12 protein-coding genes are annotated in these 14064 nt (G+C 44.3%); 7 read left to right on the top strand and 5 right to left on the bottom strand.

From position 1 onward, the window contains the following. Positions 1-6: 6 nt before the first annotated feature. The 5 genes from gyrB to dnaA form a co-directional block, all read right to left on the bottom strand. Positions 7-1956, bottom strand: coding sequence for a DNA topoisomerase (ATP-hydrolyzing) subunit B (gene gyrB / locus GVJ38_RS10530; RefSeq protein WP_159723123.1), 1950 nt, complete (start codon positions 1954-1956; stop codon positions 7-9). Further along, on the bottom strand, positions 1953-3074 hold the full coding sequence (recF, locus tag GVJ38_RS10525) for a DNA replication/repair protein RecF (RefSeq protein WP_159723122.1): 1122 nt from the start codon (positions 3072-3074) through the stop codon (positions 1953-1955). The genes gyrB and recF overlap by 4 nt, the downstream gene beginning before the upstream one ends. Then, a complete protein-coding gene (gene yaaA / locus GVJ38_RS10520) occupies positions 3061-3303 on the bottom strand; it encodes a S4 domain-containing protein YaaA (protein ID WP_159723121.1) in 243 nt (80 codons plus the stop codon). The genes recF and yaaA overlap by 14 nt, the downstream gene beginning before the upstream one ends. A gap of 183 nt (positions 3304-3486) precedes the next feature. Then, complete coding sequence (gene dnaN / locus GVJ38_RS10515; RefSeq protein ID WP_159723120.1) at positions 3487-4617, bottom strand: DNA polymerase III subunit beta; 1131 nt, start codon at positions 4615-4617, stop codon at positions 3487-3489. A gap of 160 nt (positions 4618-4777) precedes the next feature. Then, positions 4778-6115 (bottom strand): chromosomal replication initiator protein DnaA, encoded by a 1338-nt coding sequence (gene dnaA, locus GVJ38_RS10510; RefSeq protein WP_159723119.1) that lies wholly within the window; start codon positions 6113-6115, stop codon positions 4778-4780. Positions 6116-6617: 502 nt separating this feature from the next. Here dnaA and rpmH point away from each other — a divergent pair. The 7 genes from rpmH (at position 6618) to GVJ38_RS10475 (ending at position 13476) form a co-directional block, all read left to right on the top strand. Beyond that, a complete protein-coding gene (gene rpmH, locus GVJ38_RS10505; RefSeq protein ID WP_159723118.1) occupies positions 6618-6752 on the top strand; it encodes a 50S ribosomal protein L34 in 135 nt (44 codons plus the stop codon). A 253-nt stretch (positions 6753-7005) separates the two neighbouring features. After that, positions 7006-7344, top strand: coding sequence for a ribonuclease P protein component (gene rnpA / locus GVJ38_RS10500; protein ID WP_159723117.1), 339 nt, complete (start codon positions 7006-7008; stop codon positions 7342-7344). A 15-nt stretch (positions 7345-7359) separates the two neighbouring features. After that, positions 7360-8181 carry a YidC/Oxa1 family membrane protein insertase gene (locus GVJ38_RS10495; RefSeq protein ID WP_159723116.1) on the top strand — a complete coding sequence of 274 codons (822 nt, stop codon included), beginning with the start codon at positions 7360-7362 and terminating at the stop codon, positions 8179-8181. Positions 8182-8195: 14 nt separating this feature from the next. Further along, positions 8196-8993 carry an RNA-binding cell elongation regulator Jag/EloR gene (gene jag / locus GVJ38_RS10490; protein WP_159723115.1) on the top strand — a complete coding sequence of 266 codons (798 nt, stop codon included), beginning with the start codon at positions 8196-8198 and terminating at the stop codon, positions 8991-8993. A gap of 364 nt (positions 8994-9357) precedes the next feature. Next, positions 9358-10749: a tRNA uridine-5-carboxymethylaminomethyl(34) synthesis GTPase MnmE gene (gene mnmE / locus GVJ38_RS10485; protein WP_159723114.1), complete on the top strand. Its 1392-nt coding sequence runs from the start codon at positions 9358-9360 to the stop codon at positions 10747-10749. An 18-nt stretch (positions 10750-10767) separates the two neighbouring features. Then, positions 10768-12660 carry a tRNA uridine-5-carboxymethylaminomethyl(34) synthesis enzyme MnmG gene (gene mnmG, locus GVJ38_RS10480; RefSeq protein WP_159723113.1) on the top strand — a complete coding sequence of 631 codons (1893 nt, stop codon included), beginning with the start codon at positions 10768-10770 and terminating at the stop codon, positions 12658-12660. A 54-nt stretch (positions 12661-12714) separates the two neighbouring features. Next, the gene (locus GVJ38_RS10475; RefSeq protein ID WP_159723112.1) at positions 12715-13476 is read left to right on the top strand and encodes a C39 family peptidase; all 762 of its coding nucleotides are present in this window, start codon (positions 12715-12717) and stop codon (positions 13474-13476) included. Positions 13477-14064 lie beyond the last annotated feature (588 nt).

The raw sequence follows: 14064 nt of genomic DNA, 5'->3' as shown, positions 1-14064 counted from the left end.
CCCTCACTAAATATCTAGATTTTTAACATAATGCGCATTTTCTTCAATAAACGCTCGCCGTGGTTCGACTCGATCTCCCATCAGCATTTCAAAAACTTGATCGGCTTCGATCGCATCATCGACTGTGACCCGTGCCATCACCCGATTTTCAGGGTCCATCGTCGTTTCCCACAATTGATGATCATCCATTTCCCCAAGCCCTTTATACCGTTGGACATTCGGTTTAGGCGACTTAGGTAATGCCGCCATTTTGTCTTTTAAGTCTTGTTCGGCGTTTTTACCAGGTTGGATATAGGTGATATTTTTGCCTTGTTTGATCCCGTAGATCGGTGGCTGCGCGATATACACATAACCAGCTTCCACGATCGGCCGCATATACCGATAAAACAGCGTCAACAGCAACGTCCGAATATGGGCGCCATCGACATCGGCATCGGTCATGATGACTAGTTTATGGTAACGAGCTTTTGATACATCAAAATCAGCGCCAAACCCAGTCCCCATCGCTGTAAACAATGACCGGATCTCTTCATTGGCTAAAATTTTGTCCATCGAGGCTTTTTCCACGTTCAAAATCTTGCCGCGAATCGGTAAGATCGCTTGAAATTCCCGGTTACGGCCTTGTTTAGCTGAACCACCGGCCGAATCTCCTTCGACGATGAACAGTTCGCATCTTTCTGGATCATTAGAGGAACAATCCGCCAATTTTCCGGGCAAATTACTGATCTCTAATGCACTTTTGCGGCGAGTCATTTCCCGTGCTCGTTTAGCTGCTTGGCGCGCTTTTGAAGCGAGCATCCCTTTTTCAACGATTTGACGACCGACATTAGGATTTTCCATCAGAAACTTCAATAGACTTTCCGAAAATAGGCGATCCGTGACTGTCCGAACTTCTGAATTCCCAAGTTTCGTTTTCGTTTGGCCTTCAAATTGCGGTTCGGGATGTTTGATAGAGATTACAGCAGTCAAGCCTTCCCGGACATCTTCACCGGAAAGATTCTCTTCGTTTTCTTTCATCAACTTTTGTTTACGAGCATAGTCATTGATCACCCGCGTCAATGCCGTTTTGAACCCAGATTCATGGGTCCCACCTTCATACGTATGGATATTGTTAGCAAAACTCAAAATATTCGTATGGTAACCGTCCGTATATTGCATCGCGACTTCCACCGTGATATCTTGTTGCTCACCTTCTACATAGACTGGTTCGTCAAATAAGACCGCTTTGTTAGCATTTAAATGCTCAACATAACTTTTGATCCCGCCTTCGTAATGATATTCCCGCAAGACTGGTTCTGCGGGGCGTTTATCTTCAATCGAGATCTTCAAGCCCCGATTCAAAAAGGCTAATTCTCGAACGCGAGTTGCTAGTTTTTCAAAATTGAATTCCGTCGTTTCCGTAAAGATCTCAGGATCAGGGATGAAATGGACCGTCGTCCCATGTTTGTCAGTATCACCGATAACTTTTAAATCATCGACGACTGCACCACGGTGGTATTCTTGATAATAGACTTTGCCATTTTTAAAGACGCGGACTTCTAGTTTAGTCGAAAGCGCATTGACTACCGAAGCGCCGACCCCGTGAAGACCACCGGAAACTTTATAGCCGCCACCGCCGAATTTCCCGCCGGCATGTAAGATCGTATAGACCGTCTCAACCGCTGGGCGACCCGTTTTAGCTTGGATATCGACCGGGATCCCCCGACCGTCATCGCTAACGGTGATACTGTCGTCTTTTTCAACGATGACATGGATACTTTTAGCAAAACCAGCCAACGCTTCATCGATAGAATTGTCGACGATCTCCCAAACCAAATGATGCAGACCTTCTGTACTAGTTGAACCGATATACATCCCAGGACGCTTTCTTACCGCTTCTAAACCTTCTAGTACTTGAATCTGACTGGCATCATATTCTTGAGCCCGTTCTTGTAAACTCTTTTCTTCTTCTGTCATTCAGTTTCGTTCCTTTCTATCTGTCCTTTGTGGACGTAAAAGATGTCAGGATGGACTGTCATCTTTCCTTTGACGTGATCGAGGGTCGTCGTCGTTAAAAACGTTTGGACTTTGTCTTCGATCGCTTCTAACAAGTGGATCTGGCGATTGTCATCCAGTTCACTCATCACATCATCTAATAATAAAATCGGGTATTCTCCCGTCTCTTCTTTCATCAAATCGATCTCAGCGAGTTTGATGCTTAACGCCGTCGTCCGCTGCTGACCTTGCGAGCCATAAGTCTGAACATTTTTTTCATTGACGAAAAATAACAAATCATCTCGGTGCGGCCCTAAAAAAGTCGTGCCTTTAAAGAGTTCGCGTTTCCGATTTTTTTGTAATTCTTGACTAAACGCAACTTGGACACTTTCGAGATCTTCAGCCGGAAGTTTAAAACTAGCGGCATAGTGGATCGCTAATGCTTCTTTATGATCCGTGATCCGTTGATGTAACGTATTTGACCAATATTCCAAGCGTTTGATGAACTTCAAGCGATTGACTAAGACTTTGCTGCCAAATTCCACTAACTGCTCCGTCAAGATATCCAAATACAGTTCATCAGTCTGCTTCTTTTCCGCCAGCTGTTTCAAATACAGATTCCGCTGCTTCAAGACTTTTTGATACTGCCCTAAGTCATATAAATAAACCGGATTGATCTGACCGAGTTCCATATCGATGAACCGTCGCCGCATCTGGGGACTGCCTTTGACTAGTGAAAGATCTTCTGGCGCGAACAAAATCACATTCAATTGTCCGATGTAGCTACTCAAACGCTTTTGTTCGATATGATTGACCTTTGACTTACGGCCCTTTTTCGTCAATAAAAGTTCTAACGTCACCCGACTCGTCTTGCGGGTCAACTGCCCTTTTAATTGCGCAAAATCAGCATCCCAACCGATCAATTCTTGTTCCGAACTCGTTCGGTGGCTGCGCGTCAACGCTAAGACATAGATACTTTCTAACAAATTGGTCTTTCCTTGGGCATTCTCACCTAAAAAGATATTTAACTGGTTGGGAAATTCCAACGTTAAATCCGCGTAATTACGGTAATTTTTTAAGCTTAAGCTATTCAGCTGCATCGCTGTTTTCCTTATTTTTTGCCATAAAAAAAGTGCCTACCTCTGGGATCTCAATCATCATACCGGGATAAAGTTTGCGACCCCGACGATTTTCTAATTCCCCATCGACAAAGACTGTTTGTTCGGCTAAAAACCATTTCGCTTGTCCTCCGCTAGAGATCAGATTGATCTCTTTTAACAGTTGACCCAGCGTCATATATTCAGTTGCTAAATAGATCGTTTGTTTCAATTGGCATCCCTCATTTTCAACTTAGAAACACCCTCTTATTATACCCTTTTTTCAACTAGAAAACAAATTTTCCCGTTAGATTTTCGATTTAAGAAGTTTTAGTCCGTTTCGATATTTTTGTTAGAAAACAAGAAAAAGGTCTTAAAATCGATTTTAAGACCTTTTTCTCTAAAATGAATCATTTTAATTCGTTCGAACCGGTGTAATCAATTGGATAAAGGCATTTTCACCAACGCTTGGTTCTAAAGTGAACGGCCGGATCGCCGAGATGAATTTGATGGTGATCGTCATATCGCCAAAAGCTCGTAAAGCATCTTTCATGTAATCCGGGTTAAAGGAAATCTCTAACGGATCACCAGTCACTGCTTCATAGATCAACTCTTCTTCGACTTTTCCGATCTCAGGAGAATTTCCGTAAAGGGTGACAGTATCTGCTTCGATCGCTAACCGAACGATATTGTTACGTCCTTCATGCGACAACAACGACGCCCGTTCAATGGCAGCTAAAAATGTCGGCACCGAAAAAGTGATCTCTGTATTGAAGCTAGTTGGGATCAAGCGGTTCGTATCCGGGTAGTTCCCTTCTAACAAGCGCGAGTAGAAATACATATTTTTCGTTTTGAACAAGACTTGGTTTTCCATGATGGAAATCTCCACTTCTTCTTCTTCATCTGTCAATGAACGCGCAAGTTCCGTCAAACTTTTTCCTGGAATCACGATATCAAATTCACTACCCGCTTGTTCGATCGGGATCATGCGTTGGCTCAAGCGATGGGAATCTGTCGCTACGGCTAACAGATCCGAACCTTTCAACATGAAATGAACCCCGGTCAAGATCGGACGACTTTCATGTTGCGAAACGGAAAAGACAGTTTCACTGATTAATTTCGTCAATACATGGACAGGTAAGCTCAATTGATTTTGTTCTTCGATCACAGGTAAATGAGGATAATTTTCAGCGTCTAAGCCATTGACGGTAAATTCGGCTGCGCCTGATGTGATCAACACCTGATAACTGTCTAAAACTTCTAGCGTGAAGGTCGTTTCAGGTAAACGCCGAATGACTTCACTAAAAAAACGCGCTTGTAAAACGACTTGTCCTGTCGATTCGATCGTTAACGCCGCTTTTTCATCATCAGCAGTTAAAAAAGTTTCGATGGAGATGTCTGCGTTGCTACCGGTTAAGTTTAAACCTTCAGCCGTTAAGACGATTTTGACCCCAGTCAAGATCGGGATCGTCGTTTTGGTGGAGATAGCACGTTGTACAGTTTGTAATTCTTGAATGAAGCGAGCACGGTTAATTGTAAATTTCATAGGGAAACTCCTTTTTATTGATTTAGTTTATTAATAAGTCAGTAGTAATAGTAGGGCCTGTTAATCATGTGGAAAACTAAAAAACAAGCGATAAACTCGACTTTTCCACTTGTGGAAATCGTGTGGAAAAGTCAACAGATTTTTTCGGACTTTTCCACAATCAGGTTAACAGCAGATTTTTGATCTCCGCGATATTATCTTTGATCTCACTATCGCTTTTGACGAGGTGTTCTATTTTATCACAGGCATGCATGACTGTCGTGTGATCTTTACCGCCAAATGCTTTGCCGATCTTCGGCAGTGAACTGTCCGTCAACTCGCGGGCCAAATACATCGCGATCTGGCGTGGGACGACGATCATTTTGACGCGTTTTTTCCCTTTGAGGTCTTTGACTTGTAGGTGGTAATATTTCGCGACGACTTCTTGGATCTGCTCAATCGTCAGCTGAGAATTGCCGAGACTCTTCAATGATTTCAAGGCATCGGCGGCTAAACTAGTGGTGATATCAGTCTTGTTAGTGGTCGCAAAAGCTTGCACCCGGACTAATGCTCCTTCTAGTTCGCGGATATTAGAGTCGATCTGGCCGGCGATATAACTCAAGGTGTCATCTGGGATCTCTAAATTTTCAGCTTGCGCTTTTTTCCGTAAGATCGCGGTCCGGGTTTCTAGATCGGGCGGTGTGATATCAACGGATAAGCCCCAAGCAAAACGCGAAACGAGTCGCTCTTGGAGTTTTGGGATCTCATTTGGTAAACGATCACTGGTCAAAACGATCTGCTTGTTTTCGTTATACAGACTTTCAAACGTATGGAAAAATTCTTCTTGTGTTCCGGGTTTGTCACCGAAAAATTGAATATCATCGACTAATAAGAGATCAACGTTGCGGTATTCTTGTCGAAACTGCTCCGTCTCGCTATTTTGGATCGAATTGATGTAATCATTGACAAAGGTTTCACTGGAGACATACCGAACGCGCGCGCTGGGATTTAAGCTCAGCATCTCGTTTCCGATCGCATGCATCAAGTGGGTTTTCCCTAAACCGACACCACCATAGAAAAAAAGCGGATTGTAAAGGGAACCGGGCTCTTCTGCGACGGCTAAAGCAGCGGCGTGCGCCATCTGGTTGCCTTTCCCGATGACAAATGTCTCAAACGTATAGCGGGGATTCAGCAACGCTTTTTTATTTTTTTTCTCAGGTAGAGCCGCTTCTTTTGGGGCTTCTTTTAAATCAAGCGTTTCTGCTGGTTGTTCATCCGGTGTAACAAAGATCGGCGTGATGTCTTGTCCCGTTACTTGAAAGCCAATCTCTAACACTTTTGAGGCTAGATTTTTTTCCCAATAATTTTTTTGCAACTCACTGGGGACTTCGATCGTCAAGTTGCCGTTTTCCAAAGTCAACGGTTTAGCGACGCGGATCCACGTGTCATAACTGACAGCGGTGAGGTTTTTTTTATAGGTCTTTGTTAGCTCTCGCCAAAGCTCTTCTTTTGAGGTCAAATATGACGCCTCCTATTTATAAAGTTAGGTAAAAACACTGTAGCATTTTTTTTGAAAGTTTTCCACAGGGCGAGCGCAAAAAAAGAAAATAAAAAAGTTTCCACAAGTGTTCACAAATGAATTGTATATTTATACATTGCTGTATACAGTCGGTTAATCGAACGGATCAAAGAGTGAGGAAAAAGTGAGTTATTCCCAAGTATTTCCACAAAAATCTAGAAGGCAGTAAGCTTGAGGTAATCGAAAGTAGCGAGAATATCCACATAACTTATCCACCTTGTGTATAACTTGTTAACGTTGAAAATTTTCGGGGAAAAAGCTGTCGAAAAATCGTGAATAAAAAAATCGCTCGCAAAGTTATCCCCAATCTGTGAATGGTTATCCCCAGAAAATGTGGACAATCTCTTGCAAAATTCCTTTTTTTCTGATTGACAAAACCTAGGTAGAGTCGTTATACTACTAAAGTATGTCTATCTACGTTAATCACTTGGAGGTGGAATAAATGAAAAGAACGTATCAACCAAATAAACGTAAACATTCAAAAGTTCACGGTTTCCGTAAACGTATGAGCACAAAAAACGGCCGTCGCGTCTTAGCTAGCCGTCGTCGTAAAGGAAGAAAAGTCCTTTCAGCTTAAGCCACTGCCGATCAGTGGTTTTTTTATTTGTTTATAGCAGCGATCTGACTCGTCGATTGAGCGGGGCAGATCGCTTTTTTTATTGGAAGAACTACGGATAAAGTCAGGCGATGAGAACGTTCTTGCCAAAATTTTAGTGTTGCGGCTTAACAGGTTGTGCGCCAACGCGTTTTTCTTCACAAAATAGCTGATTCCTCGTTTTGAAATATGGTATGATTGGGGAGTATAGATTAATAGAAACGAAGGAAGCTGGATGAAAAAAGCATATCGAATTAAAAAAGAGCGGGAATTTCAAACGGTTTTTCAAGAAGGGTCTTCCTTTGCGAATCGGAAGTTCGTCGTGTATCGCTTGCCGCCGTCTGAACAATTCCATTTCAGAGTCGGGATCTCAGTTGGGAAAAAAGTCGGAAATGCGGTGATGCGCAATCGCGTCAAGCGTTTGATCCGGGCGGTATTGAAAGACATCAAACCCCAGATCGATCCGCATGTCGATTTCATTGTGATCGCGCGGCCGCAAACGAGTGAACTTTCGTACGCTGAAATACGTTCGAATCTAACACATGTGTTAAAATTAGCGAAAATAATTAGGTAGAAGGGATTTTATTAAGTGAAGAAATACAATCGAATAGTATTGCTGGCGGGACTGTTGAGTTTAGTTGTCTTGTTGTCAGCTTGTGGGACCAGTGACGTTACCCAAAGTAGTAATGGTTTTTGGGATCGGTATGTCGTGTTTTATTTTGGCGAAGCAATCAAAGGCTTGTCATTTGGTAATGTGGGGATCGGGATCATCCTTTTCACCATCATCATCCGGATCATTTTGATGCCGCTGATGCATTTCCAAACAAAAAGCATGCGCAAGACGCAAGATCTGCAACCTCAGCTCAAAGCATTGCAAAAACGCTACGCTTCAAAAGATCGCGAGACGCAAGAAAAGCTGCAAGCAGAGACGAAGAAGCTTTACGCGGCTAACAACGTCAATCCGTATGCTGGCTGTTTACCGCTACTTGTCCAAATGCCAGTCATGATGGCGTTGTACCAAGCAATCTTGCGGGTACCTGAGCTACGACAAGGCCACTTTTTATGGTTGAACCTCAGCCAAGCTGATCCGTATTTTATCTTACCGATCTTAGCGGCGTTGTTCACCTTTGCTAGCACGTATCTATCCAGCATGAGTCAGTTGGAGTCCAATCCATCTACGAAGATCATGAACTTCGCGATGCCGGTAATGATCTTTGTCATGGCGTTAAATCTTGCCAGTGGCTTATCCTTATACTGGGTGATCTCAAATGCGTTCCAAGTCGTTCAAACGCTTTTGATCAACAACCCATTTAAGATCAGACAAGAGCGGCGTGCAGAACAACAACGACTACGGGAAAAAGAACGTGCGTTGGAAAGAGCGAAACATCCGAATAAAAAACGTAAAAAATAAGGAGGTCAGTCCAAATGCCTGTTTATGAAGGTCCAACGATCGATGAAGCGATCAAAAAAGGGTTACGTGCGTTAGCGTTAAAAAAAGATGAAGTAAAAATCGAGATCTTGAATGAAGGAAAAAAAGGTTTCTTGGGAGTCGGTAAAAAAAATGCTCGGGTCTCAATCGAACCGACTGTAGCAGAAGATATCAGTGAAGCGGTGGAAGAAACAGTCGCCGATGTGGTGGCTGAGCCAGCTGAAGTTGTAACCGTCGAAGTACCGGTTGAAAAAGCAGCACCGCCAGCTGAAACAGTCGCACCAGCTGCTGATAGGATTGCCACTGCCGACCATGAAGCAACTGAACTAACTGATGAAGCTGCGATCAAAGAACTAGCGCTTTATTTGACGAAGATCACCCAAGAGATGGGCGTGCCAGCACTAGTCAAAATCGATCGCACCGAGCGGCTGACCGTATTGCATTTGGAAACGGACAAACAAGGGATCTTGATCGGCAAGCACGGGAAGATCTTAAATGCTTTGCAGTATTTAGCTCAAGTCTTCATTCATCGCGTAGCTAAAAATAAATTATCGGTCGTCGTCAATGTCGGCAATTACCGCCAAAAACGCGAAGAAGTATTGACTCGGCTAGCTAAACGCACAGCTGAAAAAGTCAAAGAGACTGGACGGCCAGTTTTTCTGGAACCGATGCCGGCTTTTGAACGTAAAATGATCCATTCTGTTTTGAGTTCTGACGACTATGTCAAAACGCATTCTGAAGGCGAAGAGCCTTACCGTTACCTCGTTGTCGAACCTCAAAAAAAATATTTTTAACCGTTTACCGTGTCGTTCTGACGCGGTTTTTTATTTGAGCCGTGGATTGACAAAGCGGGTAAAAGCAAGTATATTTGGTTAGAAATCATTCTTATCAAAGTAGACGATCTAAGTGGTTCCGACTTTGATAGTAACCCTCGATTTGGCGGGGGTTTTTTTGTGTTTACAGATACCTCGGTTCGTAGCGGCAGTTAAAAAAGTGTTAAGTACCAGTCGGCATTTGAGCAGTTCAGCTTGAAATACGACCGTGAGTATGCTAATCTAACGACAGAATTTTTAAACTAGCAGTCAAAGTGCTAACCCAGCTTATTAACAGGTGGAGTGGGCACTTTTTTTGTGTCTTGAAAAGGAGTGGAACGGATTTATGGCTGAAATTACATTAGAATTTGATACGATTGCGGCGATCTCTACGCCGCCGGGTGAAGGCGCGATCAGTATCGTTCGCATGAGCGGTGATCAAGCGGTCAAGATCGCAAGTGCGGTCTTTAAAGGGAAAGCCTTAGCTGAGGTTCCCAGCCACACGATTCATTACGGACACATCGTCGATCCAGCGACCAACCAAGTCATTGATGAAGTGATGGCAAGCGTGATGCGGGCACCGAAAACGTTTACCCGGGAAGATGTCGTGGAGATCAATTGTCACGGCGGGATCGTAGTGGTCAATCAATTGCTGCAGTTGCTACTGCGAGAAGGAGCTCGGCTAGCTGAACCAGGTGAATTTACTAAACGGGCCTTTTTAAACGGCCGAGTGGATCTTTCCCAAGCCGAAGCGGTGATGGATCTGATCCGCGCTAAGACGGATAAAGCGATGAATGTCGCGTTGAATCAATTGGATGGCAATCTTTCACAATTGATCCGAAAATTGCGTCAGACGATCTTAGAAACACTGGCTCAAGTGGAAGTCAATATTGATTATCCTGAATACGATGATGTGGAAGAATTGACGACGCAGCTGTTATTGGAAAAGGCTGATTTTGTCAGCCGCCAGATCGATACGTTGTTATTAAATGCGCAACAAGGCAAGATTTTACGTGAAGGATTGAGCACGGCGATCATCGGCCGGCCAAATGTCGGCAAGTCGAGTTTGTTGAATTATCTGCTGCATGAAGAAAAAGCGATCGTGACAGATATTGCCGGTACGACTCGTGATGTAATCGAAGAGTATGTCAATGTGCGGGGGGTCCCACTGAAATTGATTGACACAGCCGGAATTCGCGATACGGAAGATTTAGTGGAAAAAATCGGTGTCGAGCGGAGCCGCAAAGCATTAGGTGAAGCCGATCTGATCTTATTAGTCTTAAATCAAAGTGAACCTTTGACTAAAGAAGACCGTGATCTTTTAGCTGCAACGAGCGGCTTGAAACGGATCATTTTATTGAATAAAACGGACTTGTCTGCAAAGTTAGACCAAGCGGAACTAGCCAAATTGGTTGGAGCTGACCAGCTATTTGCCATCTCAGTTCTTCAAAATGCTGGCTTAGACCAACTGGAACAAGCGATCGCCGCTTTATTTTTTGGCGGTCAAACCGGTGAAAAAGATGCAACGTATGTCTCAAACACACGGCATATCGCGTTATTGGAAAAAGCAGGTCAAGCTTTAAATGATGTCAAAACAGGGATCGAAGCCGGGATGCCGGTTGATCTGGTGCAGATCGACATGACGCGTTGTTGGGATTATTTAGGTGAGATTGTCGGCGACAGTGTCCAAGATGAATTGATCACGCAATTGTTCAGCCAATTTTGTTTAGGAAAATAAACTCAAAGGAGTAGAGCCATGGAATACGAAGCAGGAAATTATGATGTGATCGTTGTCGGAGCCGGACATGCCGGTTCAGAAGCGGCACTGGCGGCTGCCAGAATGGGGCAAAAGACCGTATTGATCACATTGAATTTAGATATGGTCGCTTTTATGCCGTGTAACCCGTCCATCGGGGGTCCCGCAAAAGGGGTCGTCGTGCGGGAAATCGATGCATTAGGTGGCGAGATGGGGAAAAATATTGATCAGACTTACATCCAAATGCGGATGTTGAATACGGGCAAAGGTCCCGCTGTTCGCGCGCTACGAGCTCAAGCAGATAAACATGCGTATGCGCAAGAGATGAAACATACGATCGAAAAAGAAGCCAATCTGACATTAAAACAAGGCGTCGTGGATCGACTGGTAGTTGAAGCGGGCGCATGTCGCGGAGTAGTGACGTCAACGGGCGCGATCTATCGCGGTAAAGCGGTCATCATCACGGCCGGAACGGCTTTGCGGGGCGAGATCATCATCGGGGAGTTGAAATACTCTTCTGGTCCGAATAATTCTCAACCGGCCGTCAAATTAGCGGATAATTTGAAAGAACTAGGCTTTGAGATCCATCGGTTCAAAACGGGAACGCCACCTCGTGTGAAATCAGGCTCGATTGATTATAGTAAAACCGAGATCCAACCGGGAGATGAAACACCGAATCATTTCAGTTACCAAACGCCGGATAGTCAATACAACACGCATCAGATCCCTTGTTGGTTGACGTATACGAATCCTGACAGTCACGCCATTATTCGTGAAAACTTGCATCGGGCGCCGATGTTTACCGGGATCGTGGATGGGGTAGGCGCTCGTTATTGTCCTTCGATCGAAGACAAGATCGTTCGGTTTGCCGATAAAGACCGTCATCAACTATTTTTAGAACCGGAAGGCTTACATACAGAAGAAGTCTATGTCCAAGGTTTGTCAACTTCGCTGCCAGAAGATGTGCAAAACGACGTGTTACATTCGATCGAAGGTTTGGAACAAGCTGAGATGATGCGGACGGGTTATGCGATCGAATATGACATGATCGCACCCCATCAATTGCGGCCGACTTTAGAGACGAAAGTGATCGAAAACCTTTATACGGCTGGTCAAACGAATGGGACGAGCGGCTATGAAGAAGCGGCCGGTCAAGGATTGATCGCCGGCATCAACGCGGCTTTGAAGATCCAAGGGCAAGACCCGCTGATCTTAAAACGCAGCGATGGCTATATCGGTGTGATGATCGATGATTTAGTGACCAAAGGAACGAATGAGCCTTACCGTTTGTTGACTTCACGTGCGGAGTATCGGTTGATTTTGCGACATGACAATGCTGATCTGCGGTTGACAGAAGCCGGCTATCGAATCGGCTTAGTGCCAGAAGAACGTTACCAACAGTATTTGGCTAAAAAAGCCCACATCGAAGCAGAGATCACTCGCTTAAAAGGGATTCGGATCAAACCAACACCTGCAGTCCAAGCGTTCTTAGAAACGAAAGGCAGTCCCGCTTTAAAAGATGGTGTCTTGGCAGCGGACTTTTTGAGACGGCCCGAGATCACCTATCAAGATCTATTGCAGTTTATTCCCGCTGATCCTGAATTAACGGAAAAAGAGATCGAACAAGCGGAGATCCAGATCAAGTATGAAGGTTACATCAAAAAAGCGTTAGAAAAAGTAGATAAATTAAAACGAATGGAAGCTAAAAAGATCCCGGCTCAAATCGATTATGAAGCGATCAATGGTCTAGCAACAGAAGCCCGCCAAAAATTGCAAAAGATCCAACCAGAAACGATTGCTCAAGCAAGTCGGATCAGTGGTGTCAATCCCGCTGATATCAGTATTTTGATGGTCTACATCGAACAAGGCAAGATCGCAAAGGTCGAAGCTTAAGCTCAGGTTAAGGATTTCTTGTTAAACTCAGTCTAGGAAAGGCAGGAGATCCGAGTGAAGAAAAAAGGCTGGCTCGTGGTGCTGGCAGTCTTATTAGGTTGCGGTGCCTGGCTGTTAGCGGCTCCCACGAAGGTGTACCATGAGCTGAAACAAGAATTTGCGGCAACGATCAGTTGGGCGGAAGTGGTCAAAGGTCGTTTCACCCAGCAAGTCTTGTTAGATGTCCCTATCGAAAATCAAAATGACGGGGATGCGCTAGGCAATGGTTGTGAGATTACGGCGCTTTCCATGCTGTTGCGCTACTATGGTGTCAAGACGAATAAAAATATGTTAGCCGAACAATTAGCCTATCAACCTCTGACGACAACTACTGGCAAATACGGTGATCCTCGGCAAGGGTTTGTCGGGGATATCACCGGTGGCAATGCAGCGATGGGCGTCGGCGTGGAACCGATCCAGCAAGTCGCGTTGCAAAACGTTCCGACAGGGTATCAAGTACTAGCGAGCCGGCAGCAGTTAGATTTTGAACATTTGATCGCACTCGTCGCAGCTAAAACACCGGTTTGGGTGATCGCGACCATTGATTTCAAAGTGCCGGCTGATGCAGATTTCAGGCTTTGGCCTACTGATAATGGCGATCTGTATGTCACGGATCAGATCCATGCTGCGGTCGTGACGGGTTTTGATCGGCAACAAAAGATCGTGTATGTCAACGATCCATATGGTGAAAAAAATCGCGGAGTCGCTTGGGCTACCTTTAAAAAGATGTATGAGCAAATGGATGAACAAGCATTGTATCTGCAAAAAGCAACGTAATATGTTTCACGTGAAACATAAAACGGCGAGTAGTTCAGCTGCTCGTCTTTTTTAGCTTTATCTTTGGAAATAAGGGGAAGTTAAAGCTAAAAAAGGCTTTGTTTCTCCACCTTGTTTTTTGAGGGTTGAAAAAGTTTTCGATTTTGCCCACTACTTCGACGAAAGCCTAACTTTTTTGCGTAGTCCGCAGTCAGAGCAGCAACTGGCAAAAATTTTCGTATTTGCCTTGAAATTAGAATCAAAGAATTTGATGAGAATTTAAACGGGAAGGTTCATTTTGAGGTAAATAATTCGTTTATCTAAGTGTACGAGCTAGCAAATGAACAAGCCGTCCCCTCATTTTGAGTGCATGGAAAATGAATGCACGCAAAACCGAGGCACTAATAATAACAGATCGTAATAATACTAATAAAACCCTCTTTGTCGAGCAGCGCAAACCGGAGCCAAAGCGAAGGTCACTGACAAAGCAGCAAGGAGCCGGTTATAGTTTTTTTTAAGGCCGCTTGGAATCCCGCAGATAGCATTGCAAGTTGTTACTTTTTGCGTTAAAGTAGACCTTAGTTTGTGAAACAATCGCTGTTTCACGTA

The sequence above is a fragment of the Enterococcus sp. CSURQ0835 genome (assembly GCF_902706605.1).
GTDB lineage: Bacteria > Bacillota > Bacilli > Lactobacillales > Enterococcaceae > Enterococcus_A.
The sequence above is the reverse complement of the archived record's forward strand: the minus strand, read 5'-3'. Positions and strand labels throughout refer to the sequence as shown.